The 22,876-nt window shown below is 58.4% G+C and carries 35 protein-coding genes; 30 read left to right on the plus strand and 5 right to left on the minus strand.

The annotated features are described in order from the left end of the window. Positions 1–304 precede the first annotated feature (304 nt). The 14 genes from G5193_RS10790 (at position 305) to G5193_RS10855 (ending at position 7,925) form a co-directional block, all read left to right on the plus strand. Complete coding sequence (locus G5193_RS10790) at positions 305–718, plus strand: hypothetical protein (RefSeq protein ID WP_421205972.1); 414 nt, start codon at positions 305–307, stop codon at positions 716–718. Positions 719–751: 33 nt separating this feature from the next. Next, positions 752–1,270 (plus strand): phage regulatory CII family protein, encoded by a 519-nt coding sequence (locus G5193_RS10795; protein WP_421205973.1) that lies wholly within the window; start codon positions 752–754, stop codon positions 1,268–1,270. A 10-nt stretch (positions 1,271–1,280) separates the two neighbouring features. Beyond that, complete coding sequence (locus G5193_RS10800) at positions 1,281–1,565, plus strand: ogr/Delta-like zinc finger family protein (protein ID WP_421205974.1); 285 nt, start codon at positions 1,281–1,283, stop codon at positions 1,563–1,565. Beyond that, entirely contained in the window at positions 1,562–1,780 is a 219-nt protein-coding gene (locus G5193_RS10805; protein WP_421205975.1) for a hypothetical protein, read from the plus strand. Before G5193_RS10800 ends, G5193_RS10805 begins: the two co-directional genes overlap by 4 nt. Before the next feature lie 15 nt (positions 1,781–1,795). After that, positions 1,796–2,242, plus strand: a complete 447-nt coding sequence (locus G5193_RS10810) for a hypothetical protein (protein WP_421205976.1) — start codon at positions 1,796–1,798, stop codon at positions 2,240–2,242. Positions 2,243–2,305: 63 nt separating this feature from the next. Then, positions 2,306–2,608 carry a hypothetical protein gene (locus tag G5193_RS10815; protein WP_421205977.1) on the plus strand — a complete coding sequence of 101 codons (303 nt, stop codon included), beginning with the start codon at positions 2,306–2,308 and terminating at the stop codon, positions 2,606–2,608. Next, entirely contained in the window at positions 2,605–2,868 is a 264-nt protein-coding gene (locus tag G5193_RS10820; RefSeq protein WP_421205978.1) for a hypothetical protein, read from the plus strand. The genes G5193_RS10815 and G5193_RS10820 overlap by 4 nt, the downstream gene beginning before the upstream one ends. Then, a complete protein-coding gene (locus G5193_RS10825) occupies positions 2,865–3,047 on the plus strand; it encodes a hypothetical protein (RefSeq protein ID WP_257726024.1) in 183 nt (60 codons plus the stop codon). The genes G5193_RS10820 and G5193_RS10825 overlap by 4 nt, the downstream gene beginning before the upstream one ends. Next, positions 3,044–3,361: a hypothetical protein gene (locus tag G5193_RS10830; protein WP_421205979.1), complete on the plus strand. Its 318-nt coding sequence runs from the start codon at positions 3,044–3,046 to the stop codon at positions 3,359–3,361. The genes G5193_RS10825 and G5193_RS10830 overlap by 4 nt, the downstream gene beginning before the upstream one ends. Beyond that, positions 3,358–3,579, plus strand: coding sequence for a hypothetical protein (locus tag G5193_RS10835; protein WP_421205980.1), 222 nt, complete (start codon positions 3,358–3,360; stop codon positions 3,577–3,579). Before G5193_RS10830 ends, G5193_RS10835 begins: the two co-directional genes overlap by 4 nt. Next, positions 3,579–4,004 carry a hypothetical protein gene (locus tag G5193_RS10840; protein WP_421205981.1) on the plus strand — a complete coding sequence of 142 codons (426 nt, stop codon included), beginning with the start codon at positions 3,579–3,581 and terminating at the stop codon, positions 4,002–4,004. Before G5193_RS10835 ends, G5193_RS10840 begins: the two co-directional genes overlap by 1 nt. Beyond that, positions 4,004–6,403 carry a replication endonuclease gene (locus tag G5193_RS10845; RefSeq protein WP_421205982.1) on the plus strand — a complete coding sequence of 800 codons (2,400 nt, stop codon included), beginning with the start codon at positions 4,004–4,006 and terminating at the stop codon, positions 6,401–6,403. Before G5193_RS10840 ends, G5193_RS10845 begins: the two co-directional genes overlap by 1 nt. Positions 6,404–6,539: 136 nt before the next feature. Further along, positions 6,540–6,878: a hypothetical protein gene (locus tag G5193_RS10850; protein WP_421205983.1), complete on the plus strand. Its 339-nt coding sequence runs from the start codon at positions 6,540–6,542 to the stop codon at positions 6,876–6,878. Positions 6,879–6,986: 108 nt separating this feature from the next. Next, a complete protein-coding gene (locus G5193_RS10855; protein WP_421205984.1) occupies positions 6,987–7,925 on the plus strand; it encodes a DUF2971 domain-containing protein in 939 nt (312 codons plus the stop codon). 249 nt (positions 7,926–8,174) lie between these two features. Here the strand turns inward: G5193_RS10855 and umuC are convergent, their stop codons facing one another. From umuC to G5193_RS10880, 5 genes are all read right to left on the minus strand, one after another. Continuing rightward, positions 8,175–9,452 (minus strand): translesion error-prone DNA polymerase V subunit UmuC, encoded by a 1,278-nt coding sequence (umuC, locus tag G5193_RS10860; protein ID WP_421205985.1) that lies wholly within the window; start codon positions 9,450–9,452, stop codon positions 8,175–8,177. Then, a complete protein-coding gene (gene umuD, locus G5193_RS10865; protein WP_421205986.1) occupies positions 9,449–9,871 on the minus strand; it encodes a translesion error-prone DNA polymerase V autoproteolytic subunit in 423 nt (140 codons plus the stop codon). The genes umuC and umuD overlap by 4 nt, the downstream gene beginning before the upstream one ends. A 278-nt stretch (positions 9,872–10,149) precedes the next feature. Further along, positions 10,150–10,905, minus strand: a complete 756-nt coding sequence (locus G5193_RS10870; protein ID WP_421205987.1) for a hypothetical protein — start codon at positions 10,903–10,905, stop codon at positions 10,150–10,152. A 470-nt stretch (positions 10,906–11,375) separates the two neighbouring features. Next, positions 11,376–12,419 (minus strand): phage portal protein, encoded by a 1,044-nt coding sequence (locus tag G5193_RS10875; protein ID WP_421205988.1) that lies wholly within the window; start codon positions 12,417–12,419, stop codon positions 11,376–11,378. Further along, a complete protein-coding gene (locus tag G5193_RS10880) occupies positions 12,416–14,185 on the minus strand; it encodes a terminase ATPase subunit family protein (protein ID WP_421205989.1) in 1,770 nt (589 codons plus the stop codon). The genes G5193_RS10875 and G5193_RS10880 overlap by 4 nt, the downstream gene beginning before the upstream one ends. 147 nt (positions 14,186–14,332) lie before the next feature. On the opposite strand from G5193_RS10880, the gene G5193_RS10885 reads away from it, so the two are divergent. The 16 genes from G5193_RS10885 (at position 14,333) to G5193_RS10960 (ending at position 22,875) form a co-directional block, all read left to right on the plus strand. After that, positions 14,333–15,175, plus strand: coding sequence for a GPO family capsid scaffolding protein (locus tag G5193_RS10885; protein ID WP_421205990.1), 843 nt, complete (start codon positions 14,333–14,335; stop codon positions 15,173–15,175). Positions 15,176–15,187: 12 nt separating this feature from the next. Then, positions 15,188–16,222 carry a phage major capsid protein, P2 family gene (locus tag G5193_RS10890; protein ID WP_421205991.1) on the plus strand — a complete coding sequence of 345 codons (1,035 nt, stop codon included), beginning with the start codon at positions 15,188–15,190 and terminating at the stop codon, positions 16,220–16,222. A 9-nt stretch (positions 16,223–16,231) separates the two neighbouring features. Continuing rightward, positions 16,232–17,017, plus strand: coding sequence for a phage terminase small subunit (gene gpM, locus G5193_RS10895; protein WP_421205992.1), 786 nt, complete (start codon positions 16,232–16,234; stop codon positions 17,015–17,017). A gap of 105 nt (positions 17,018–17,122) precedes the next feature. Then, on the plus strand, positions 17,123–17,593 hold the full coding sequence (locus G5193_RS10900) for a head completion/stabilization protein (protein WP_421205993.1): 471 nt from the start codon (positions 17,123–17,125) through the stop codon (positions 17,591–17,593). Further along, positions 17,593–17,796, plus strand: a complete 204-nt coding sequence (locus tag G5193_RS10905; RefSeq protein WP_185227701.1) for a tail protein X — start codon at positions 17,593–17,595, stop codon at positions 17,794–17,796. The genes G5193_RS10900 and G5193_RS10905 overlap by 1 nt, the downstream gene beginning before the upstream one ends. 17 nt (positions 17,797–17,813) lie before the next feature. Then, positions 17,814–18,044, plus strand: coding sequence for a TraR/DksA C4-type zinc finger protein (locus G5193_RS10910; RefSeq protein WP_421206049.1), 231 nt, complete (start codon positions 17,814–17,816; stop codon positions 18,042–18,044). 21 nt (positions 18,045–18,065) lie between these two features. After that, a complete protein-coding gene (locus tag G5193_RS10915) occupies positions 18,066–18,428 on the plus strand; it encodes a putative holin (RefSeq protein ID WP_073536721.1) in 363 nt (120 codons plus the stop codon). 1 nt (position 18,429) lies between these two features. After that, positions 18,430–18,738: a phage holin family protein gene (locus G5193_RS10920; protein ID WP_421205994.1), complete on the plus strand. Its 309-nt coding sequence runs from the start codon at positions 18,430–18,432 to the stop codon at positions 18,736–18,738. After that, positions 18,735–19,556 carry an N-acetylmuramidase domain-containing protein gene (locus G5193_RS10925; protein ID WP_421205995.1) on the plus strand — a complete coding sequence of 274 codons (822 nt, stop codon included), beginning with the start codon at positions 18,735–18,737 and terminating at the stop codon, positions 19,554–19,556. Before G5193_RS10920 ends, G5193_RS10925 begins: the two co-directional genes overlap by 4 nt. After that, positions 19,546–20,019, plus strand: coding sequence for an Rz-like lysis system protein LysB (gene lysB / locus G5193_RS10930; RefSeq protein ID WP_421205996.1), 474 nt, complete (start codon positions 19,546–19,548; stop codon positions 20,017–20,019). Before G5193_RS10925 ends, lysB begins: the two co-directional genes overlap by 11 nt. Further along, on the plus strand, positions 19,913–20,140 hold the full coding sequence (gene lysC, locus G5193_RS10935; protein WP_421205997.1) for an Rz1-like lysis system protein LysC: 228 nt from the start codon (positions 19,913–19,915) through the stop codon (positions 20,138–20,140). Before lysB ends, lysC begins: the two co-directional genes overlap by 107 nt. Continuing rightward, positions 20,115–20,594, plus strand: coding sequence for a phage tail protein (locus G5193_RS10940; RefSeq protein WP_421205998.1), 480 nt, complete (start codon positions 20,115–20,117; stop codon positions 20,592–20,594). Before lysC ends, G5193_RS10940 begins: the two co-directional genes overlap by 26 nt. Then, positions 20,567–21,013, plus strand: coding sequence for a phage virion morphogenesis protein (locus tag G5193_RS10945; RefSeq protein WP_421205999.1), 447 nt, complete (start codon positions 20,567–20,569; stop codon positions 21,011–21,013). Before G5193_RS10940 ends, G5193_RS10945 begins: the two co-directional genes overlap by 28 nt. A 61-nt stretch (positions 21,014–21,074) precedes the next feature. Continuing rightward, positions 21,075–21,641, plus strand: a complete 567-nt coding sequence (locus G5193_RS10950; protein ID WP_421206000.1) for a phage baseplate assembly protein V — start codon at positions 21,075–21,077, stop codon at positions 21,639–21,641. Beyond that, complete coding sequence (locus tag G5193_RS10955; RefSeq protein ID WP_421206001.1) at positions 21,638–21,997, plus strand: GPW/gp25 family protein; 360 nt, start codon at positions 21,638–21,640, stop codon at positions 21,995–21,997. Before G5193_RS10950 ends, G5193_RS10955 begins: the two co-directional genes overlap by 4 nt. After that, positions 21,994–22,875, plus strand: a complete 882-nt coding sequence (locus G5193_RS10960) for a baseplate assembly protein (RefSeq protein WP_421206002.1) — start codon at positions 21,994–21,996, stop codon at positions 22,873–22,875. Before G5193_RS10955 ends, G5193_RS10960 begins: the two co-directional genes overlap by 4 nt. Position 22,876 lies beyond the last annotated feature (1 nt).

Raw genomic sequence — 22,876 nt, forward strand, 5'->3', positions numbered from 1 at the left:
GCATCGTCTCGCCAGTTACGTACTTACGAAGCACGGCGTCACTCACGCCAACACGCCGCCCAAACGACTTATAGCTCTCTCTGCCTATCAGAGCTTCCATTCGCTTCGCAAACCCCTTCATATCAAATGCAGTGCCGTTAAGAATCTCCATTTTTTGAAAGCCTCAGGTTGTTTTGAGATCTACCGGTTGCGCCGTGTTGCGCAATGGTATATCTTCACCCTCAAGTCCCATTGAAACCTAAAGATCGCAACTCAGGGGTTTCAATGCTCGAATAGTGAAGAAATGGACGCATAAGGACGCAGTATGACGCAACAAGGCATGAAAAAACAGCCCAAAGGGGCTGCCGTAAAACCGATAGGTGACACTTATCACCAGACTGGCGAACCGCTGGAAGTCGTGCTGCGCGAGCTGGCAGCCATCAAGCAGAGCCTTGCGCTCTCCCAACTGCCAGCTATTCCGCTGGAAGCCTTCCTCAACATGCTGCGCGATGACTTCAATATCGATCTGCCGGTGCGTACCGCTCAGGCGATGATTGCTGATGGCCGCATCCCGCAGATGCCGAAACTGCGACCCACCGACAAACCGTGGGTCAACCTGGTGCGCTGGCGTGAGATGGCTAAAGAGCCATCCAACTATCTGCATATGGCACATGAAAACTCCCGTCACCGCATAGCCAAACCTGCGACCTCTAAGGCAAAACAGCGCGTTGCCGCTTGACCTAAAGGTAGCAATTGAGCGCAGGGGGTTAAAGTGTCTACCAATAAGGCTAGCCTACACACCGGATTTGCAAGCGCCTGCGACCGATTTAAAGCAGCGCACGACCTTGAGGCCATTGCACACGCGATCGGCATGAGCGGCCATGTGCTGCGCAACAAGTTCAATTCGGCGCAAGAGCGGCACAAGTTGACCGCGACCGACCTTATCGACATCTACCGCGTCACCGGTGATGACACACTGTTTGATGGCCTGCTGTTTGATTGCCAGCTCACCGCCGTTCGCCTGCCCTCTTCCGATGCGGAGATCCAGCCAGAGGCCCGCGCCCAGCAGGCGCTCAATGCTGGCGCCAGCATCCTTGGCGTCACGGCTCAGGCTACCCAAGTGCTCACCGCTGGTCGAGTCACCAAACACCATCGCAATGCCATCTTGACCGGATTGATGGCGGGCATCGAGCACATGGTGCTGCTCGCCACCGAAGTCGAAAACAAATTCAACTCAATCCCCACCATCGCCTGTGCAGCTGACATCGCTCGCGCAGCTATGGGCGCATAGGAGAACACCGATGATTTTGAAATGCCCCCACTGCCATAGCCGCATGACCAGCCGCACCGCCCGCCAAATGAGCCCGCTATCGGTCGAGTCATACCAGCGTTGCACCAATTTCGAGTGCGGTTTCCGCTGCAAGGTGTTGGCTGAGATCGTGGCAGAACTGAAACCAGCAGAACTGCGCAACCCTGCTGTGGTACTGCCTGTCGTTCACATCAATAAGGAAACGGAGCCATCACCAGCGCCGGCATTCAAGGCGGTGGAGATACTCCGCAACAAGGCACAGGAGATTGCCCAATGAAACTACGCGCCGAGCAGCCGGGGCTGATCCCCCTGCCGTTCCTGCTGATGACCCGCGCCACCGTCGTGAGCGATTGCGACGAGCCAGTGATGCGCAACACCACCCGCTTTGATGGCAGCTATCTGGAAGACCACAAGGGACGCCGCGGCGCCCTGCGCTTTCAGCCGCGCCAGCAACCCCGCCCGCACTGGCTGACCCAGCTGCTGCAGGCATAACCGGAGGGCCACCCCATGAACGCAACAGCAAAGGTAATTCCGCTCGTTCAACAGCCAAGCGCCGCAGAGGCAGCACTGGCAGAAATGCGCGCCCGCTTCGGCCGCAATGGGGCGGCCAGCCGCTGGTCACGCCTGCCGACTCGGGCCCGCGCCGTCATCTGTTATGCCGCGGGGATCTCTCCGTCGGCAGCAACGCAGGAGCTGGGCCAGTTCGAGTTTGACCAACAAGAGGCGATCCGGCTCGCACTGGGCGACCTGCTCGCCACCCTGCGGGAGTTTGACGGCTCGGTGCTGCACCGCCGCGAGTGGCACCGCACCGCCCGCCACATTGATGGGCCGACCCGCAGCGAGCTGGAACAGGCAGAGCTTGAGAATAAGCGCCGGGCAGAGCTGAACGCTCAAGCCAGCGAATTGGAAAACCGCTTGGCAGTTGCAAGAAAAGTGGTCGGAAACGGCCAATAAAAAACCCCGCTATCGGTGTTGGCGCACCAGCGGGGCTTTCAATCAATCAACGAGGTAAACCTCATGAACAATCTTACAGCAGAACAGGCGATCCGCAAAGTCGCGAACAGCCTCATTAATACCCACCGCCCCCAATTGGGCGCCTGCCATAGCACCGCCGTCGAGGCGAGCCTTGAGGCACTGGCCGAACTGGCCGACGAGTTGAGCCTGCTCGACATCTATGCCGAGCTGACCAAGCGCCTCGAGATCCTGCGCGGTGGCTGCCGTCCGCACATCATCGGCGTGGATCTGGCGGTGCCTGTCCATGACGTCACCGTGATATTCCTGCCGCCCTTCGCTCATGAGTTGCAAGGGGGTGCCAAGTGATTAGCCCTCTGAAAGTAATCAGCATCAGCTTCTTTGTGCTCTGCCAAGACTGCCTGCGCATTGCCATCTACGCCAAAGAAAAGCACTGCGAGCAGGAGTTCTGCCAGTGCGGCGGCCAATGGTGCGGATGCGCGGACTGCAACGACACCGCCACGCAACTGCTGCGAGGCAATCGAGATTACAACTCGCTGGGCCTGCAAGTACCTATCGCCAACTGGTCACCGGTCACCGGAATCGAAATGAAAGGAGTAGCAGCATGAGCAAAACCATCATGACCCTCGCCTGCCTGAAACAGTGGATTGCCGAGAACGAGGCGCGACTGGTGCCAACTGCCCCGCTCTGCTGCTGCGGAGAACTGGGGATCTCCATCCGTGTCGAGGCTGGCCATGTTGCCATCGACGAGCCGGATTTCAGCGACATGGAAGGGGGTGCCCTGTGACTCAAGACCTGTTTGAACTGGAGCCGCCCGTTGACGAGCTGGGCAACTGCGAAGCAGGCCCGGCACATCTGCAGGCCCCTGCACCTGTCAGCCAGCTGACCAAGCACTGGGAAGTTGCCCAGGGCGAATTCATCGGCGCCGGCAGCGATGCCAAGCGCAACCGCAATATCACCCAAGAGTTGCTGGCACTGGGCGCCATCCGCGCCGTGTACTGGCTGGCCGTCGGCAGTGCCGAGCTGGCACTGGCAAAAGAGATCGCCGAGTGGTGGGCCGAATGCGAACCACTCCACGGACTGGGGGAGACTATCAAATGAGCCATCAACAGCTGATCGACGTCTGGGTAAACCGGATGCTGAACGCCAGCAACGAACTGCGTGACCTGCAACGTGACCTGCTCGACCTGCGCAAAGACGGCCCGCACGGCCAGCGCACTCCGGCAAAAACCCATCTGACCCTGTGCCGTCTGGTCCGCCGTTCGGTTAAGGCAGCATCCAGCAAAATCCGCTCTCTCCACATCGGAGGCGCCATCTAATGACTCACCAAAAAACAGCCGGGCATGCCCCGGCTTTGGGCGTCGTGCGCCCTGCATTCCGCATCGACACCACCGGTCAGGTCACGCTGGAGCCCTGCACCCATTGCGGCCAGATGGCTGTCTGCCTGCCGGTGATGGGGCGCCAGGGCATCCGCACCTATCCATATTGCGTAGAGAAATGCTGGCCTGCTGCCTTCAATGGTTCGCAGCAAACCACCAATAACCGCGCCGTGTGCGACTGCTGCGGGGAGTTTACTGTTGTTCACCCCGTGCGGCTGGCCACTGGTCTGACAAAGCTCAACTATTGCGCAATGTGCCATTCTCCTGCGCTGCGCACCATGCGCGACGTGCCGCACTGCATCTTCTGCAAAGACAGACTGCGCCCGTACCAATATGAGCGCGGTGTCTGCGGGGAGTGCTGGTAATGGCCGAGCCGATGATTCGTCACCTGGGCGGGGTCACCCTGCCGCCAAATCTGCTGGCTGCCGAGCATCAGCAGCACATGGCATGGGCAGATCACCGCCTGAGCCTCGTTGAGCAACACGTTGCCAAGCCATTGGCAAAAACCTATCTGGCCCGCTATGCCACCAAGCCGTGCCGTGCGGCGATCTGGCTGCGCAATATGAGCGCGGCTTGCCAGCAGGCTGCCGAGCGATTCCCTGTGCCGCCGCATGAGCTGCGCAACGAGCTGCGCCGGGACATGATTGCCGCCGAATGGTCGGGCCGCTGCCAGACCATTCTGGCCGATATGACGGCAAACGGCGCTGTGCGCGCTGCCGATCTGCTGGAGGCATTGGCAGGCCAAGCCAAGGCATGGCACTTCTGCCCGCCCCTGCCGATCGACCCGATTGCCAATCATATAAAACTGCTGGGCCGCGAGCTGGCCGAGGGAGAGCGCGCAGCGCTGGCGCCCTTCGTGACCAAGTTTGAAGGCAATGCCGCCTCCATCATGATCCGACTGCTGGATGAGCAGTGGTGGCGCCGACGCATCAACAGGGCGTGGGATGTCTACTGCGAGCTGATCGCAATATTCACTGGGCAGGTACGTAAAGGGGTTAGCCCCTACGCCAGCCATCACGCCCGCCGTGAGCATCTGGCCCGCAAAACTGCACAGTATCACTGGGCAGAGAGCCGCAAAGTGGTCAATGAAGAGCTGGGGCAGGAGTGCGATCTGCTCGAAGCAATGATGGCCTCGGTATCAAACCCGATGGTGCGCCGCTGCGAGCTGATGGTGCGCATGCGAGGCTTTGAGGATTTGGCAAAGGAACAGGGGCACGTTGGCCTCTTTGTGACCCTGACCGCCCCGAGCCAATACCACGCATGGAAGCAGAACCAGAAGACCGGCAAGACCTTCCAGAACGACAAGTACAACGGCTGCACCCCGACCCAGACCCAGAAAATGCTCTGCTCCCAGTGGGCCCAGTTCCGCGCGGCGATTGCTCGCCGGGGCCTGCGCACTTACGGGTTCCGCATCGCCGAGCCGCACCACGACGCGACACCGCACTGGCACGCACTGTTTTTTGTTGAGCCAGAGCAACAGCAAGAATTTTTGACGCTGCTCACCTTCTACTTTACCCAGCGCGATCGCCATGAGCTGGGCATGCCGAACACCGAAACCCTCGACTATCTGAACCATAACCGCATCCGCAACAAGGCGGCCAAGGCGCTGGCACTGATCAACATCAACGACAGAGCCACCATCAAGGCCATCAAGCCGCGGGTAGCGTGGGAGATCATCGACGAGAGCAAGGGCTCGGCCACCGGCTACATCGCCAAATATGTGGCCAAGAATATCGACGGTCACCGGGTCGGCTGGGACGAGGAAGCCGAAGAGGCCGTCGAAACCTCCACCACCGGCGTGGCCGCATGGGCCAGCCGTCACCGCATTCGCCAGTTCCAGCAAGTCGGCGGGCCATCTGTCACCGTCTGGCGCGAGCTGCGCCGCCTGGGCGACGAGGTGATCGAGTGGGATTGCGTGCTGGAGGCGGCCCGCTATGCCGCTGATAACAAGCAGTGGGGCCGCTTTATCGAGGCGATGGGCGGCATCGAGACCCCGCGCAAAGACCATCTGATCAAGCTCTCCAAGCGTCTGGACGTCGCCGCCAACAAATACGGCGAGGATGTGCTGCGCCTGATGGGGGTGATCTCCGACGTGGGCCAGACCACCGCCGTCACCAGAGCCGAAGGCTGGCAGATAGTGCGCAAGGGTGCCGCTGTGTCGGGTTTGGGCGAGCAGCGCGAGCCTGCAGTTGACGAGCACAGCGAGTTGCACTCAAGCGGCGGCAGCCGCGCCCCTCGGAGTTCTGTCAATAACTGTACGGAAGGATCCAATAAGGGGGTTAAAGAATCCGCTCTGGCCAAAGAGCTGATTCGCATGGGTCTTGATGTGAGTAACGAAGACCTGCTGTTGCGGGGCTGCATTATCAACGCCGACGGCCAATATGTGCGACTGGTCGGCGATCGGCTGATTGTGACCCGCAACTGGCCAGGGGCTGGCGATGCGGTGGCCGACCAGCTGACCGCTGAGGTCGAGGCCGAGCTGGCCCGAAACCGCGCCGCCAGCAGCAGTGATCTGAAACAGCAGGCCCGCGAGCTGATGCACAGCGGCGGCAGCGTGACCGACTGGCTGGCCAGCCTGCCGCTGCAACAGGCCGATGAGGCGATCGCCACCCTCACCCGCTTGGTGGATGACGAAGAGGATCGCGGGAGCTACCAGCCCACCGAACAGGAGCAGGCCCGCGTCGCGAGCTTGCAAGCCGAAAACCAGCGCCACGGCGCAGAGATTGCCAAGGCGCGGGCGCGCCTGGGCGTTGAGCAAACATGAGCGGCAGCAGGATTATCAAGAATAGAAGGAACTCTCAGCCAACCGAATATTTCAGTTTCGGCTTGTATTTCTTTTGATGAAGTGACCTGCCAATCAGGTATAAACTTCTCCAAACGGAGCTTTGTAGGAAATCAATATGATGGAACGCCTGAAAGACTTTTTTGCTTCAATAATCATGGAACCGGAAGTCATGAAGTTTTTCGGTGGCATCCTGATGCTGGTCTCTTCTGTAGCGTTATTGCTTGGGGTGAGAGCACTGATGTTCGAGCACCGTCTTGAACGAGCATTTAGCCGGATCCTTTCTATCACTGATGGCAAAGCTAACCTGCCAACCCCACCTGGTTTGTTCGACCAATGGCCACTTATTCAGGCCATGGTGCCAGAAACAGTCATTGGGTTCGTCACTTGGCTCACTTTCTTAGCCTCGGGGTGGGTGATTGTTAGTTATGGCAAACAGCTCGATCGCATGTTCTAATTTGTCACAATATCACTTCACCAGTGTCAGCTAATGGAGTTCAATTTTTTCTTAGACTGCTGTTATAAAATTCACTATAACTTAATGCGTCACAGGAGAGAAACAGAGATGAATTTTAAGTACCCAGAAGCATTAGACGCTGCGCTTGGAATAGTTCGGGATGATATATCTTCAGAGAGAGTTAAGATTCGGGGGCAGCTACCATATCAATTATTTCACTACACCAATACGACTGGTTTAATCGGAATACTTGAATCATCAAGAATCTGGGCAACTCACTTCAGTTATCTGAACGACGCATCAGAATTCAGTTATGGCATTTCACTTCTTGAAGAAATTGTAAACACCAAAATACAGAGTACCCAAGATCCCATTATTGTTTCGTTTCTGAAAAGAACTCTGGATAGAGTAAAAAATTTAAATGGTTCATTAGAATATTATATCTCTTGTTTTTGTGCACGTGATGACCTCTTAAGTCAATGGCGTGGCTATACTGACGCCGGTGGTGGCTTTGCTATTGGATTTTATGCCACATCTTTTGACATACCTAAGCCAGCACGAGATGCTAGTAATAACTTTATGGTTAGAAAGGTTATATATGAAGATACAGAGCAACGTCGTTTGCTTGAAGAGGTAATTGATAAAACGATAGCAGTGCTTCTCGACATAACCAATGGATTCACTCAAGATAATGCACACGGTAGTATTATTGCGTGTTGTAAATTTGCTAGCGATGAGGTAGCTGAGTATTTAACTTATTTTAAGCATCCTGTATTTGAAGCTGAGCATGAATGGCGGCTATTACATATGCCACATGATGATACCGGTATAAAATTTAGAAATGGTCCTTATGGGATTACTCCATATGTTTGTCTTGATCTTCGTCCAATGGCTGGCGTACATACAAGTATTTTACCCATTGAATCTGTACGACATGGACCAACTACTAATGCGAAGAACACCCAGTATAGCCTCCGTAAATTACTGAATATGAGATCCTACAGTCAGGTTGAAATTCATGGGACCGAGCTTCCAATTCGGGTATAGATATAACGAGTTACGTTCGTCAACAAACTAAAGCTAGCTTGGGACGTTGCTACACGGCGTACGTACTTTGAACATCAGATTGCTATAACATTCTTGATTGATATGCGTCGAATCAACCAGGATTAACCACGAGGGGCTCGATTGCGCCATTAATCCTTTGTTCATGGCCTTAGCTAACAAGTTCAGAGTAGGAGCAAATGACAACATGACCTGGCAAACTATGCACCAGCAACAATAATAACGAGTCGTTCACTTTACTACTGGCAGTTCGCCGAGCGCAGTAGTATAGCGGGGGCTTAACTGCTCCCGCTTCATCATCCACTCTCTAGTATTCCGACCGCGGGCTGCGAAGTAGACCTTCCCCAGCCGACCCTGGTTGATCTTGTCGATGACCTGCATCAGCGCCTCGCTGCGCGGGCATTGCTGCTGTACGGCGAACAGGTCGCCCTGCTGCATACTGGCGGGGGTGAAGTCGGCCAGCATGACCCCCCCTTTCTGGTATCGCTGCTCGTCGCGCCAGATGCGGGGGAGCAACTCGGGGATCAGGGCCAGCAGCGCCCGGGTGTCATGGGTGGGCATCGCCAGCTTGGTGCTTACCTGGTTGCCGTAATAGGGCTCCCGATCGCTGAACGGGCTGGTGCGAATAAACAGGGTCACGTGCCGGCAGCACATCCCCTCCCCCCGCAGCTTCTCGGCGGCCCGCTCCATGTAACCGGCCAGCGCCTGGAGCATGGAGCCGATCTGGGTGATGCGCTCGCCGAAAGAGCGCGAGCAGATGATCTGCTGCTTGGCCTGGGCCTCTTGCTCCAGCTCGGCACAGGGGATCCCCCGTAGCTCCTGCACCGTGCGCTCGACCACCACGCCATAGCGGCGCCGCAGAGCCTTGGGATCGGCGGCGACCAGATCGGCCACCGTCTTGATGCCTTGTGCCTCCAGCTTGGCCGAAAGCCGCCGGCCAATACCCCATATCTCCTCCACCGGGGTAATCGCCATGAGCCGAGCTCGCCGCCCTTCATCACGCAGATCCACCACGCCACCGGTGGCGGGCCACTTCTTGGCGGCATAGTTGGCAAGCTTGGCCAGGGTCTTGGTGGGGCCGATGCCGACCCCCACAGTCAACCCAGTCCACTGCTGCACCCGCTCGCGGACTTGGAGGCCATAGGCCACCAAGTCGCCCGCCCAGGACTCGCTCAGTTCGATAAAGGCCTCGTCGATGCTGTAGACCTCTACCGCCGGGGCCATTCCTTCCAGAATGGTCATCACCCGGTTCGACATATCACCATAGAGGGCATAGTTACTGGAGAACCATACCCCGCCCAGGGCCTCGAAGAACTGGCGGATCTGAAAGTACGGCACACCCATCTTGATGCCAAGCGCTTTGGCCTCTACCGAGCGGGCCACCACGCAGCCATCGTTGTTGGAGAGCACCACGATGGGCCGCCCCTTCAAGTCAGGGCGAAACAGCCGCTCGCAACTGGCGTAGAAGTTGTTCACATCGACCAGGGCGACGGCGCAGCGCTTGTTCATGGGGTATCCACCTGATGCACGATAAAAGACACCACCCCAAAAATCTCCAGCTCCTGCCCCTCACTGAAATGAATGGGCCGATATGCCGGGTTGCCTGGGAGCAAGGCGACTGTGGGCTCAAGCTGCAGCTCCTTGACCGTGAACTCGCCATCGACCGCGGCGACCACCACGCTGCCGTGGCGCGCCTTGCGGCTGCGGTCGACGACCAGCAGGTCACCATCGCGGATCCCATGGTCCACCATGCTGTCACCGGCCGCCCGCACAAAATAGGTGGCCGCTGGGTGGGCAACACATAGCTGATTGAGATCGATGGTCTGCTCGGTGTAATCCTGCGCCGGCGACGGAAAGCCACAAGCCACCGGGGAGAGGAACAGAGGCAGCTCCAACAAGGGAGCATCGGGAGCGGGTTGAGCAAACATGCTGGCGACCTCGAAATAACTGTATATATAAACAGTATAGCAAGGCGCCAAAGCCAGATCACCGTGCGGCGTTTGGCTCCACCCACTTTGCTATCGTGCAGCCTATGTGCGGGAGATCAAATTTTCCGATAAACGTAGCCAAACTAGTTGAAATAAAAGACATACAAGACAACTATGAGTCTCTCAAGGCTGGATGGATCCCCAGAAGCCGTAATTAGCCTTGGATCCGAAATATACTTAAGATGGAACTTACTTATCAAAATATAATTTATGGCGTTCTATTTTAAGAAGAAACTGAGTGAGTCGATGAAATTAAAAACAATCACTATTTTTGATGCCAAGAATAAAGAGACCTGTTCTGTAGCCAAGAAATAAACAATGGAAATTAGTGCTAAAAAATAAGGTAACCTAATCTCCAAAAACTCATGTCTTTTAAAGGCACATAGAACTTGATATTTACTTTCGAGAAGAAGAAGTCGATAAAAATCTTTGCGAGTCCATCCGGTCACCTTCTCTTCCAATTTTATAATAACTGGCACACCTTGGCTGTCAGAGGGATAATAGTACAAGTGTCTTTCAAGTAAACCACGAGATTGATATGTGAATTCTAGAGGGCGTGGATTTACCATTAGATGGTTAATTGCAATTTCTTTTATATATGGATGCCTAGCCAAAAAACCATCAACTAAAACATCCCCTCTCTCTACAGGACCGTTCAGACTATTCGAAGAACGAAAACACAATAGCATATTTCTATCAGAGAGCATACTATCTGACCATAATTTGAATGCAGCTCTATGATAAACATTTGCAACGGAGTAATACCTTACCGTCAAAACAATAACACCAAAAAACAAAAGAACATTAAGTCCATACGAATTTTCGAAACTAACTTTGAATATAAAGGTGTTAGCCTCCAACAATTTAGCAACACTGACATTGATGGCTAAAAAGAGTACCGATAAGACAACAAGCATTTTTCTAGCTGAAACAAATTGTTCATTTCCATAGACTCCTGAAATAATCGGTATCACAACAACTCCTCAAAATACATTAAAGCACCCATCTGTTAAATAAGCATTCATATTAGCAATAAAGCCTGCATTTGTGGTGTGCCATGTGCACAAATCTGACAGAAAGTGAAGGATCGCAAAAAGGATCAGTTATCCCCCGCGCGGCCAGCGCTGGCGCGGGGAGCAGATAGCCGCCATCAATCGTTCACATGCATGGAAATCGATACATAAAGCGGGCAGGCGAGGCGGGGGTTCGATTGCGCGCGCTGGGTGTTAAGGGAGCCTTCGAGGCTTCGCTCATACACTCAGATGCGTATGGAAGGAGCTCGGGAGTGTGGTTGCCCGGGGATAACCGACGTTGGCCAGGAATGCGATTGGTTAGGTCTGGCAGAATGGAAAACCAGCCAAAACAAAGCCCCCTGAAGATGGGGGCTTTGAATTAAATCATGGAGGAATTTGGAGGAATTCCGATTTGAAGATAGTCGGTATTCTCAACTTTGCACTGTCAGATCTGCCAGCTTGTAGGGGTTGAACCTGATCACCTCTTCCCCTGCCCAGTCGTTGATCTGCAGCAGGCTGGCCTTGAGGCTGTCCACCTCGTTCACATCGAACACCTGGGCGGCCTTGGTCACATCACCGAAACCGCCGGTATTGTTCGGCATCACCCCCATCAACTGGGGCGGTACCCGATGGGTCGCCAGCTGGTCGTCGCGGCTCACGTTCTTGATGGAGAGAAAATCATCCTTGGCCGCCACCTCGGCCACCGGGATCAACTTCACCCCGTCTTTGCTGCCGTTCGGGGTGTAGAGCAACAGGTTGCGGAAGTTGCCCGGGCCCTTGCTCTGGCGCAGCGCCTCTTTCAGCTTCTTGATGTCGTCCTCGTTCTGCACCGCGTCGGTGATGTGCATGATGAACCCGGCATGGCTGCCGTTCTCGTAATACTTGCGGCGGAACAGCGTGGCCGACTCGTTCAGCAGTGTCGAGTTCAGGCCGCCAACATAATCGGGGATGCCGTAAATCTCCTGGTTGATGTCGCTCTCCATCACATGGCCCACCGAACCGATCGGCATCTGCTGCTCCTTCCCGGGCTGCGCAATCCACCAATAGGCATCAAGATCCACCCCGCGCCGCACATACTTGGCCCGCAGATGGTCATAGCGCAACACCCCGCCCAGCCGGTTCAACACCGCATGGGGGTAGCAATTGCCGAAGATCAGATAGTCATTCACTAGCCCGGTGAACGCCGTCAGGCTCAGTTTGGGATGGGGAACAAAACAGCTGCGCAGAATGTTGCGCTTCACCTGAATGGCCGAGGCATGATGCACCCCGGCACGATAAACCCGCGCCAGCCCCTGCAAACTCAGCGGCGGCTCATACCACCGACCGTTGTGCATCGCCTCAAGGTAATCGAACACCTCCCGCTGACTCAGCACCGGCACCGGCTCGCCAAAGGAAAACGCCTCGATCGCATCAGCGGCGGGCGCTTGGGTCGCCGTCACCGGCGGGGTCTTGCGCGGATTGCGGAGCTTTGTCATGAAAAAATCTCCATCATGCTGGTATTGGTACAGTTGGCGCCTACCAGCGGCTCATGTAACAGGGCATGCATGGTTGCCCATGCGATATCGGCGTGGCTGGTCTCCTCGGAACGGCTCGCCTCAAACGTCGGCATCTTGCCGCCGGCGGTCACCCCGCGGCGAATGCTCATAAATGCCTGCGCGAGGTCAGTCATCCCGCTGTCAAACTCAAGCCGCCCCTTGTTCATCACATCCTGCGCCTTCATCACCATCTGAATCTTCACGCTCGGGTTGTACTGGATGGAATTCACCGCCGGATAGAACTGCTTCACCAGCTGATAAACACCCTCCCCGATCCCCGTCGTGTCGATGCCGATATAGGAAACGTTGTAGCGATCGCACATGGCGCGAATGGCCCGCGCCTGTGCATCAAAGTCCATCCCCTGCCAGCGGTGGCGCTCAAGCACCCTGAACTTGCCGCCGGGCACCGAGGGCGGGGCCAGCACGGCGCAGCCTGCGCTGTCCCCCTGCCCGCCCTTCGCCGGGTCATACCCGATCCACACCTGCCGGTTACCCATTGGCCGCATCGCGTGGGGCTTGTAGTCCTCCCACACCTCCCAACTGTCAACCATGCAGCGTTGCAGCATGGCGAGCGGGAATACGCTGTCAGTGTCATCAGCAAACTGACACATCAACAGCTGGTTATAGTCATCGGGGGAATAACGGCGCCGCAGCCGGTCAAGGTCGAACAGGTCACAGCCGCCGCGCACCGCATCCTCAACAGTGACGATCTGCCGCCACTGGCCATCACCGCACAGCCGCCCGCCATGCAAAGCCGCATGGTCAACGTCGAACTTAATGTGCTCGTTCTTCGGTCGCCCCTTGTTGAACATCGAACCAGACCAGAACGGGTAAGCGTCATGCGACAGGCTTGAAGGCGTCGAGAAGTAGGTCAACCGCCAAAACTTTTGCATCGCCATGCCACTGGAGACCTTGTAGAGCTCCTGAAACTTGGGGATCCAAAAATACTCATCGATATAGAGATTGCCGTGATAACTCTGGGCGGTGCGGGAGTTGGTACCGAGGAAGTAGAGAATGGCGCCATTGCCCAGGGTGATCGGGTCGCCCTTGAGCTCAACCCCGACCTCCTGCGCGAAAGCCAAAATGTACTGTTTGAACTGATGGGCCTGCGCCTTACTGGCTGACAAGAAAATCTGATTGCGGCCAGTGGTAAGCGCATCAATCAGCGCCTCCCGCGCAAAGTAAAACGTGGCCCCGATCTGGCGGCTCTTGAGCAGGTTGCGCTCGGTGTACTGCAAGCCAGCCTGATACCACACCTTCTGATAGCCAAACATATTGCTGTGGAACAACTCGCCCAGCTTCTCTAGTTGGGCCTCATCAAAATTGTTACGAACCGGCGCCTTCTTCGGCCCCTTGTTGCGGTTCGCCACCTTCGGGTTGAGGTCGGCCTCGTTGCCGCCGTTGCTGTATCTGTTGACACGGGCGACCCGCTCAAGCTGGCGGCCCAACAAGTCAATCTCCTTGAAATCGCCGCCGGTCTTCATCTCCTTGGCGATCAGCTGGCACAACCGCGCCTCCAGCGCGAAATCGACCCGGTCAATCGGTTTGATGTCATCCCAGCCGTCGCGCTTCTTCCAGGTCGAAACTGTCCCCTCCGGCGTCTGCAGCAATTCAGCAATGGCGCGGAGCGGGTAGCCCTGAAAGAACAGGTGCATGGCCTGCCGTCTGGGTTCGATATGGGGGAAAAGTAAGGGTGCTGTAGTCATGGCGCCAGTCTACCCAGCCACGCAAGCACAACGAGCGCGCCGCCGTTGTAAACGGCGGTTTTACAACAGCCACAGATTGAAGGATCTGGGGCACAAGCCAGACCATGAGCCCGACCAGAAACCCAATTCACAAAGGGATCCCAGCTCATGCCTAAGTCCAAATTTTTCCGCGTCGCCGTCGAAGGGGGCACGACCGACGGGCGCACCATCACCCGCGAATGGATTGAACAGATGGCCGCGCGCTACAACCAGTCCACCTATGGCGCGCGGGTCAATATGGAACACATCCGGGGCTATGACCCCAACGGTCAGTTCAAGATGTACGGCGACATCACCGCAGCCAAGACCGAAGAGGTCGACATGGAAGGTGAAAAACGTCTGGCCCTGTTCGTGCAAATCGACCCGACCCCCGAACTGGTCGAACTGAACAAGAAGCGTCAGAAGGTTTACACCTCCGTCGAAATCCACCCGAACCTGAACGAAAAAGGCGCCTACCTCATGGGTCTGGCCGTCACCGACAGCCCGGCCAGCCTCGGCACCGAAATGCTCCAGTTCTGCAGCAAAGCGAAGGTAAACCCGCTGGGCGATCGCAAGCAGCACAAGGAATGCCTGTTCACCGAAGCGCTGGAAACCGTCATCGAATTTGAAGACGACAGCGACAAGGGCGACAAAGGCCCGTCCCTGCTCGAAAAGGTCAAAGGCATGTTCACCCGCCGCGATCAGGCCAGCGGCGAGCAATTCGCCGACGTGCATCAAGCCGTGGAAGCCGTAGCCACCGAAGTGACCAACCTCGAAGAAAAGACCAAAGGGAAGTTCAACGAGCTGGCCAACACCGTCAACGAGCTGAAAAGCGCCGTAGCCAAAAACAGCGAACTGGAAAAAGCCTTTAACGAGCTGAAAACCTCGCTGGAACGCCAGGAAGATTTTAGCCACAAGCGCGATCCCGCCACCGGTGGCGATGGCACCACCACCGTATCCACCGATTGCTAAGGAGCATCATCAATGCGTAACGAAACCCGCGTGAAGTTCAAACAGTTCACCCAGAAAATCTGTGAGCTGAACAACGTTGAAAACGCCGGTGAAAAATTCACCGTCGCCCCGTCTGTCGAACAGACACTGGAAACCCGCATCCAGGAATCCAGCGCATTCCTGACCATGATCAACGTGGTCGGCGTGCCGGAACAGGAAGGCGAGAAACTGGGCCTTGGCATCAACACCACCATCGCCGGTACCACCGACACCACCAAGGAAGATCGCCAAGCGGTAGACCCGTCTGACCTGACCGGCAACCGCTACCGCTGCGAACAGACCAACTTCGATACCGCTCTGCGTTACTCCAAAATCGATGCGTGGGCCAAGTTCAAAGACTTCCAGACCCGCCTGCGCGACGCAATCCTGCAACGTCAGGCCCTTGACCGCATCATGATCGGTTTTAACGGCATCCAGCGCGCCGCCAAGTCCAACCGGGTCACCAATCCGTTGCTGCAAGACGTCAACAAGGGTTGGCTGCAAAAAATCCGTGAAGACAAGCCGGAGAACGTGCTGGACGAAGTCAAAGCGGGCTCCAATGTCATCAAGGTAGGTGCTGGTGTAACGCTGGCTGACGGTTATAACAACCTCGATGCGCTGGTGATGGACTTGACCGAGCTGCTGGGGCCGACCTACCGCGACGACACCGAACTGGTGGCCATCGTCGGCCGCAAACTGCTGCACGACAAATACTTCCCCATGGTCAACAAAGACCAGGTGCCGAGCGAGAAGATGGCTGCCGATGTCATCATCAGCCAGAAACGCATGGGCGGCCTGCCTGCCGTGCGCGTGCCCAGCTTCCCGGACAACGCCATTCTGGTCACCCGTCTGGATAACCTATCCATCTACTGGCAGGAAGGCTCCCGCCGCCGCACCATTCTCGACAACGCCAAGCGCGACCAGATCGAGAACTACGAGTCAGTGAACGAGGCTTACGTGGTCGAAGACTACGAAGGCGCCGCGCTGGCCGAACACATCCAGCTGGTTGAACCGGCTCCGGTCGCATAAGGGGGAGACATGACAAGCCCCGCCCTGCGCAACCGCGCTCGCAAACTGGCCGCCCTGCAAGGGGCGGCCAATCCTCAGTTCGATCAGGTCGCCGCCAACGCCTACGAACTCCAGCTGATGCAACTGCGCCAGCACCAGCAGACCCTCAAGGGCATCCAGAGCATCGAGCGCAAGATTGACGCCAAGCGCACCATGCTGGCTACCTACAAACCGTGGATTGACGGCCTGCTGGCTGCAGATCGCGGCGGTCAGGATGACGTGCTGGTCACCGTCACCCTCTGGCACCTCGACACCGGCGATCTGGCTGGCGCCCTGCCGATGGCTGACTACGTGATCCGCCACAAGCTGAACACCCCGGATCAGTACGAACGCACCGCCCCAACCCTCATTGCCGAAGAGGTGGCCGACACTGCCATCAAACTGCAAGAGGCGGGCACCGGCCCCGACCTCTTCCTGCTCATCAACTATCTGAAGCTGCTCCACGACTGCGACATCTTCGATCAGGTACGCGCCAAGCTGCACAAGGCAGTCGGTCGCGCCTATCTGGCCGAAGGCGGCAAAGAACCAGCCGCAGAGCACTACCGCCGCGCCCTCGAACTGCACGACAAGGTGGGCATCAAAAAAGAGCTGGAAGTGCTGGAGCGCGAAATCAAGAAGGACAAAGAAGCCGAACAGGCAGCCAAGGCAGAGGCAGAACGGGCAGCAGCAGAACAAGCCGCCAAAGACGCCGAGCAGAAGGCAGCCGAAAACGGCACCACCGAACAGCAAGGCCCCGCCGACGGCGAGACCAGCTAACCGAGCGTACCCCGCACCCTGGGCGGCTCGGGCCTGACGAATGCCAACGGCATACCAGACGGCCCGACCACCGCCCAACAAACAGGGCAGGGGCAAGGAGCCGCCATGACATCAGGATTTCTCCCCACCAATCCGACCAACAAAGACGAAGGCGAAGTATCAAGCGCCCCGTTCTGGCCGGTCATCAACCTCAACACCCTGCGCGCCATCATGCGCACCGACGGCACCATCACCACCGAACGGCTGCGCCATGCTGTGATTGACGCCGTCGCCGCCGTCAACAGCGATCTGAGCGGCTGGGCCATCAACCGCCAGGGCGAAGGCTACGAGAAGCTGGCCGATGTGCCATCCCAGACCGTCAACGCCGAATCCGTGCTGGTTCACTGGTATCGCCGCGCCGTCTACAGCATGGCCCGCGCCAACCTCTACGAGCGTTACCTCGACAGCTCGGCCACTGCCGACGCCGTCAAAGACACCGACGCCCGCGACCAGACCGCAAACGACCTCTACCGCGACGCCCGTTTCGCCATCCGCGACATCCTTGGCGAAACCCACACCACGGTTGAGCTGATCTGATGCAACTGCGCGCCCAACAGGGGGAAACCCTCGACCTCATCATCAACCGGCACTACGGCTACACCGCGGGCATCACCGAACAGGTGCTGACCCTCAATCCGGGGCTGGCAGAACTGGGGCCCATCCTGCCGATGGGCACTCTTATCACCCTGCCGGATACCCCGACCCAAGCCGCCGCGCCACTGATCCAGCTATGGGATTAACCCATGAGAGCACTGACATGAGCCGCCTCGACGACGAACTTGAACGACTGGCAGACATCAGCGAGCAGCAGCTCGCGGCCCGCATCCACGCCGCCCGCATCAGCGGTACCGGCCCCCACTACTGCATCGACTGCGACGACCCGATCCCGCAGGAGCGCAGAGAAGCGATCCGGGGCTGCGAACGCTGCACCGACTGCCAGACCCTCCACGAATTTCAACACGACCGCCAATTCGGCGGCAAACGATAACAACAGCACCAGGAGAGCACGATGCCCGAACCCATCTCATCCAGTGCAGCAACCAGCGCCCTCACCGGTCTGGCTCTGCTGTCGCTATTCCCCGGCGTAGATCCCGGCGTGCTCCTTGGCGCATTCGCCGGGGCGCTGGTCTTCATCGCCACCACGGCCGAACTAGGCAACCTGCGCAAGGCGGGGCTGTTCATCGCCGCCTTTGTCGCCGGTGCGCTGGCGGCCCCGCTGGTTGCCGCCATGCTGGCCAGCGTCCTGCCGCAAAGCGTCGAAGTGCCCAAGGCCGTCGGCGCCCTGCTCGCCTCAGCGCTGGCCGTCCACCTGTTGCAGTGGGTCTTGCGCAAAGCGCCTGATGACCTGCTCAAACTTCGCAAAGGGGGCTGACATGCTGACCATCCTCTACGCCCTGATCTGCGCCGCCATCGCCATCAGGCTGGCCACCTTCAACCGCAAAGGGGGCGACTATCGCCCCCTCCCTGCCCTGCTGGCGTGGCTGCTCACCGTCGCCGCAGGCTCCGTGCCGCTGCGCATGCTGCTCGGGGCCATGCCAGCACCGGATCCGACCGCCGTGCTGCTGGCCGCCGTGGTGCTCACCGCCCTGCTCGGCTCGCGCGGTTCGGTCATGCGCCTGCTGCCATGCCGCAACCCGCGCCCCAACCATGCCGCTGACATCTACCGGAGGTATCAACCATGACCCTAAAAAAAGGCGCCATTGGCGCGCCGGTGGCCGAACTGCAACAACTGCTCACCCGGGCAGGATACAAGGTGGCCGCCGATGGCTGGTTTGGTGACGCCACCGAGCAAGCCGTGCTCGCCTTCCAGCGCGATCACCTCATCGTCGCCATCGGGCAGGCTGGGCCGCGCACCATGGCTGCCCTGCGTGGTGCCGCCATCGGCAACCAGCTCACCATCACCGATCTGCAGCAAGCAGCCGATCGCCTCGGCGTCGAACTGGCCAAGCTCGCCACCTTCGCCCAGGTCGAAGCCGCTGGCGAAGGGTTCGACGAGTGCCAGCGCCCACGTATCCTGTTCGAACGCCATGTGTTCTTCAAGCAGATCACCAAGCAGCAAGGCGAAGCCGAGGCCAACCGCCTCACGGGCCTCTATCCGGCCCTCTGCAACCCCAAGCGCGGCGGCTATCAGGGTGGCCCGGCTGAATGGGCCCGTCTGCAAACCGCCATGACTTTGCACCGCGCCGCCGCCATCGAGTCGGCCAGCTGGGGCATGTTCCAGGTGATGGGCTACCACTGGCAGGCGCTGGGCTACGCCTCGGCAGAAGACTGGCTGGCCTCAATGCAGCGCAGCGAAACCGAGCACTTGCGCGCCGTGGTCGGCTTTATCGAGTTGGATCCGGTGCTGCACAAGGCGCTCAAGGCGGGCAAATGGGCCGACGTGGCCCGCCGTTACAACGGCCCCGCCTACAAAGAAAACCGCTACGACACCAAGCTGGCCAAGGCTCACGCCCACTTTGCCAAGGTCTATCAGGTGAAGGAGGTGGAGCATGTGGCTTAACCTCCTGCGCTCACCCCTCACTTGGCTGCTGCTGGTCTTGGTTGTCACATTGGGTGGCTGGGGCTGGTCGGCCCGTTCTGCCGCCAAGGCAGAGGGACGGGTCTCCACCATGCAAAGCGACCTCAAGGCCGCCGACGACAAGGCCAAAGAGGCCGCGCTGCGGGAGCGGGCCAAAGACGGCACCATCAATACCCTCACCGACGAACTGGCAGTACAGGCTACCGCCGCCCAGCAGTTGCAGGGCCAGCTCGACCAACTGGCCACCACCGCCGCCACCCGTGAACAAACTATCGCGAGGCTCAAACGTGAAAATGCTGAACTTAAGTCTTGGGCTGATCGCCCTCTGCCTGCTGCTGTTGTCGGCCTGCTCCAGCGCCCCGCCCTCACCGGCGCCGCAGATTATCAGGCTCACCTGTCCCGCTCCGGCCCCCTGCCAGCTGCCGCCAGCAGATCCCCTCAATAACGGCGATCTGCTCGACCTGCTGACCGCCACCGAGGTCGCCTGGGCAACCTGCGCCGCCAAGGTAGATGACGTGATCCAGTGCAACCGGAGGCACCATGCTCAAACCAGCCGCAATCCGTGACGTGCTTGCCAGCTGCTCGCCGCAACTGGCGCAAAATCCAGAGCGTCTGATCCTCACCGTGGGCGATGGCCGTATCGTTGCCACTGGCGCCAAATCACTCTCGTTCGAGTGGCAATATCCGCTATCCATCGGCGTCATCGACTTTGCGGGCCACCCTGATCAACTGGTCGTGCCCCTGCTGGCATGGCTGCGCCAACACCAGCCGGAGCTGTTCACCAACTCCGACAAGAGGGAAAACGCCATCAAGGTCGAATCTGAACTGCTGGCCGGTGACCTCTACGACCTGCTGATCACCATCCCCCTCACCGAACGGGTCATTGTCACGCAGACCGAAGAGGGGATCGGCTGGCAGCACGTACCAGAACCGCCAGAAGACCCCTATGACGGCATCACCTGGGAACTCTTTATCAACGGGGAGCACCAACCATGGCCGCCGACGCCCTCCAGCAACTAGGCGACCAAGCCGCCGCCCTGCTCCAGAGACTCAGCGCCACCGAGCGCCGCAAGCTGGCTGCCGAACTGGCCCGCACCATGCGGGCAACCCAGGCAGAACGGATCCGCGCCAACAAACAGCCGGATGGCACGCCCATGACGCCGCGCAAACCACGCGCCAAGCGTGGCGCCATTCGCCGCAAGATGTTCGCCAAGCTGGTCAAACCGGCATGGTTGAAAGCCACAGCCACCGCCAACGAGGCAACCGTCGAATTCACCGGCAGCGCCAACCGGCTCGCCACCATCCATCACTTCGGCCTGCGCGACAAAATCAACGGCAAAGAGGTGCAATACCCCGAGCGCCAACTGATCGGCATCACCGACGCCGATATCGACCGGATTGAAGACCGCCTGCTTAAAAGCCTAACAGCCTCGTTGTAAAACCGCCGTTTACAACGGCAGCAGGTAGCAAAGGGGGGTGTGGCAAAACACACTCCCCCTCATGGACATCATCGAACTACTCCGCAAAATCGACGACCTGATCCGCATCGGCACCGTGACCGAGGTGCGATCCGGTGAATGCCGCGTCGAAACCAAAGGCAACCACACAGACTGGCGGCCATATCTGGTGCTGCGCGCAGGTCGCACCCGCCGCCGCATGCGACCGAGTGTCGGTGAGCAGGTGATCCTGCTTAGTCTCAGCGGTGACCTGCGCAACGCCTTTGTCTTGGCGGGTATCTATCAGGACAAGCACCCAGAGCCGCTGACCGACGATGACAACGGAGATCTCGACCGCATCGAATACCCGGATGGTGCGGTCATCGAATACAACCCGAGCACTGGTGAACTCAGTGCATCCGGCATCAAAACCGCTGCCATCACCGCTAGCGTGACGGTCAAACTGATCACCCCGTTGGTCGAATGCACCAAGGCACTCAAGGTCGGCACCACCATCAGCGCGGGCGGAAAGATTACCGCTCCAACAGCCAACATCGGTGGCATCGAAGTTTCCACCTACTGCCACGACAAAGTGCAACGCGGTAACGACACATCCGGGGGCCCGATATGAACTGGCTGGGCATGAATGCCGAAAGCGGACGCACCATCAGCGAAACCGCCCACATCCTGCAATCGGTGCGCGACATCCTCACCACCCCCATCGGTGCCCGCCTCATGCGCCGCGACTACGGCAGCGAGATATTCAGCCTCATCGACCAGCCTCAGCACGGCGCAACCCGCCTGCGCCTGATGGCCGCCACCGTTCACGCGCTCACCCTCTGGGAGCCGCGCATCCGCATCACCAAGGTCGAGATTGGCGCCCCTGAACTGGGCGGAGTCTGCCAGATAACCCTGACATGGAAGCGAGCAGACAACGGTTTGACCGAATCAGGAACCATCACCATCCCCACAGGAGCCACCCAGTGAGCAATGTTGACCTGACCCAGCTCCCGCCACCGGAAGTCGAGGAAACCCTCGACTTTGAGGCCATCCTGGCCAAGCGCAAAGCCACCCTGATCAGCTACTACCCGGCAGACCAGCAGGCGGCCATCGCTGCCACGCTGGAACTTGAATCCGAACCGCTCAACAAGCTGCTGCAGGAGAACGCCTACAACGAAATGATCCTGCGGGCCCGCATCAACGATGCCGCCAAGCAGACCCTGCTTGCCTTTGCCAGTGGCACGACCCTTGACCATGTGGCCGGCGAATATGAACTCGAACGCCTGCTGGTCACCCCGGGTGACCCCAACGCCACCCCGCCCATCGAGCCGGTGTATGAATCTGATGACCGCCTGCGCATGCGCTGCCAAATGGTCTATGAGGGCATGGCCACAGCGGGCCCGGTCAATGCCTACAAGTTTCACGCCCTCTCGGCCAGTGCCGAGGTGGCGGATGTCGCCGTCGATAGTCCCACCCCGGGCACCGTCAGAGTGACCATCCTCTCACCGGCAGGCCAGCCGAGCGCTGACACCATCAATCTGGTCGAGCAGGCGCTATCTGCCGAAGACGTTCGCCCGCTCTGCGATCTGGTGGCGGTCGAACCGGCCCAGATCAAACCCTATGCCGTTGATGCCACCCTCAACGCCATCGGCCTGGGTAAAGATCAGGCCATTGCCGCCGCGAACGATGCCATGACCAAAACGGCCGCCGCTTATTACCGGGTCGGGGCCACCGTTCCGCTTTCCGCCATCTATGCCGCCCTGCACCAACAGGGGATCGACAGCGTCACCCTGCGCGCGCCGCTGACCGACGTCACCTGCAGCGCGCAGCAGGCCGCAAAACTCACCTCCATCACCCTCGACTAAG

It is taken from the genome of Aeromonas sp. 601027 (assembly GCF_049174455.1).
GTDB classification, from domain to species: domain Bacteria; phylum Pseudomonadota; class Gammaproteobacteria; order Enterobacterales; family Aeromonadaceae; genus Aeromonas; species Aeromonas veronii_A.

Excerpts from the sequence above, each read along its gene's own strand:
- G5193_RS10790 (WP_421205972.1), top strand. The coding sequence starts at position 305 with ATGACGCAACAAGGCATGAAAAAACAGCCCAAAGGGGCTGCCGTAAAA.
- G5193_RS10800 (WP_421205974.1), top strand. The coding sequence starts at position 1,281 with ATGATTTTGAAATGCCCCCACTGCCATAGCCGCATGACCAGCCGCACC.
- G5193_RS10805 (WP_421205975.1), top strand. The coding sequence starts at position 1,562 with ATGAAACTACGCGCCGAGCAGCCGGGGCTGATCCCCCTGCCGTTCCTG.
- G5193_RS10810 (WP_421205976.1), top strand. The coding sequence starts at position 1,796 with ATGAACGCAACAGCAAAGGTAATTCCGCTCGTTCAACAGCCAAGCGCC.
- G5193_RS10815 (WP_421205977.1), top strand. The coding sequence starts at position 2,306 with ATGAACAATCTTACAGCAGAACAGGCGATCCGCAAAGTCGCGAACAGC.
- G5193_RS10825 (WP_257726024.1), top strand. The coding sequence starts at position 2,865 with ATGAGCAAAACCATCATGACCCTCGCCTGCCTGAAACAGTGGATTGCC.
- G5193_RS10835 (WP_421205980.1), top strand. The coding sequence starts at position 3,358 with ATGAGCCATCAACAGCTGATCGACGTCTGGGTAAACCGGATGCTGAAC.
- G5193_RS10840 (WP_421205981.1), top strand. The coding sequence starts at position 3,579 with ATGACTCACCAAAAAACAGCCGGGCATGCCCCGGCTTTGGGCGTCGTG.
- G5193_RS10845 (WP_421205982.1), top strand. The coding sequence starts at position 4,004 with ATGGCCGAGCCGATGATTCGTCACCTGGGCGGGGTCACCCTGCCGCCA.
- G5193_RS10850 (WP_421205983.1), top strand. The coding sequence starts at position 6,540 with ATGATGGAACGCCTGAAAGACTTTTTTGCTTCAATAATCATGGAACCG.
- G5193_RS10855 (WP_421205984.1), top strand. The coding sequence starts at position 6,987 with ATGAATTTTAAGTACCCAGAAGCATTAGACGCTGCGCTTGGAATAGTT.
- umuC (WP_421205985.1), bottom strand. The coding sequence starts at position 9,452 with ATGAACAAGCGCTGCGCCGTCGCCCTGGTCGATGTGAACAACTTCTAC.
- umuD (WP_421205986.1), bottom strand. The coding sequence starts at position 9,871 with ATGTTTGCTCAACCCGCTCCCGATGCTCCCTTGTTGGAGCTGCCTCTG.
- G5193_RS10875 (WP_421205988.1), bottom strand. The coding sequence starts at position 12,419 with ATGACAAAGCTCCGCAATCCGCGCAAGACCCCGCCGGTGACGGCGACC.
- G5193_RS10880 (WP_421205989.1), bottom strand. The coding sequence starts at position 14,185 with ATGACTACAGCACCCTTACTTTTCCCCCATATCGAACCCAGACGGCAG.
- G5193_RS10885 (WP_421205990.1), top strand. The coding sequence starts at position 14,333 with ATGCCTAAGTCCAAATTTTTCCGCGTCGCCGTCGAAGGGGGCACGACC.
- G5193_RS10890 (WP_421205991.1), top strand. The coding sequence starts at position 15,188 with ATGCGTAACGAAACCCGCGTGAAGTTCAAACAGTTCACCCAGAAAATC.
- gpM (WP_421205992.1), top strand. The coding sequence starts at position 16,232 with ATGACAAGCCCCGCCCTGCGCAACCGCGCTCGCAAACTGGCCGCCCTG.
- G5193_RS10900 (WP_421205993.1), top strand. The coding sequence starts at position 17,123 with ATGACATCAGGATTTCTCCCCACCAATCCGACCAACAAAGACGAAGGC.
- G5193_RS10905 (WP_185227701.1), top strand. The coding sequence starts at position 17,593 with ATGCAACTGCGCGCCCAACAGGGGGAAACCCTCGACCTCATCATCAAC.
- G5193_RS10910 (WP_421206049.1), top strand. The coding sequence starts at position 17,814 with ATGAGCCGCCTCGACGACGAACTTGAACGACTGGCAGACATCAGCGAG.
- G5193_RS10915 (WP_073536721.1), top strand. The coding sequence starts at position 18,066 with ATGCCCGAACCCATCTCATCCAGTGCAGCAACCAGCGCCCTCACCGGT.
- G5193_RS10920 (WP_421205994.1), top strand. The coding sequence starts at position 18,430 with ATGCTGACCATCCTCTACGCCCTGATCTGCGCCGCCATCGCCATCAGG.
- G5193_RS10925 (WP_421205995.1), top strand. The coding sequence starts at position 18,735 with ATGACCCTAAAAAAAGGCGCCATTGGCGCGCCGGTGGCCGAACTGCAA.
- lysB (WP_421205996.1), top strand. The coding sequence starts at position 19,546 with ATGTGGCTTAACCTCCTGCGCTCACCCCTCACTTGGCTGCTGCTGGTC.
- G5193_RS10940 (WP_421205998.1), top strand. The coding sequence starts at position 20,115 with ATGCTCAAACCAGCCGCAATCCGTGACGTGCTTGCCAGCTGCTCGCCG.
- G5193_RS10945 (WP_421205999.1), top strand. The coding sequence starts at position 20,567 with ATGGCCGCCGACGCCCTCCAGCAACTAGGCGACCAAGCCGCCGCCCTG.
- G5193_RS10950 (WP_421206000.1), top strand. The coding sequence starts at position 21,075 with ATGGACATCATCGAACTACTCCGCAAAATCGACGACCTGATCCGCATC.
- G5193_RS10955 (WP_421206001.1), top strand. The coding sequence starts at position 21,638 with ATGAACTGGCTGGGCATGAATGCCGAAAGCGGACGCACCATCAGCGAA.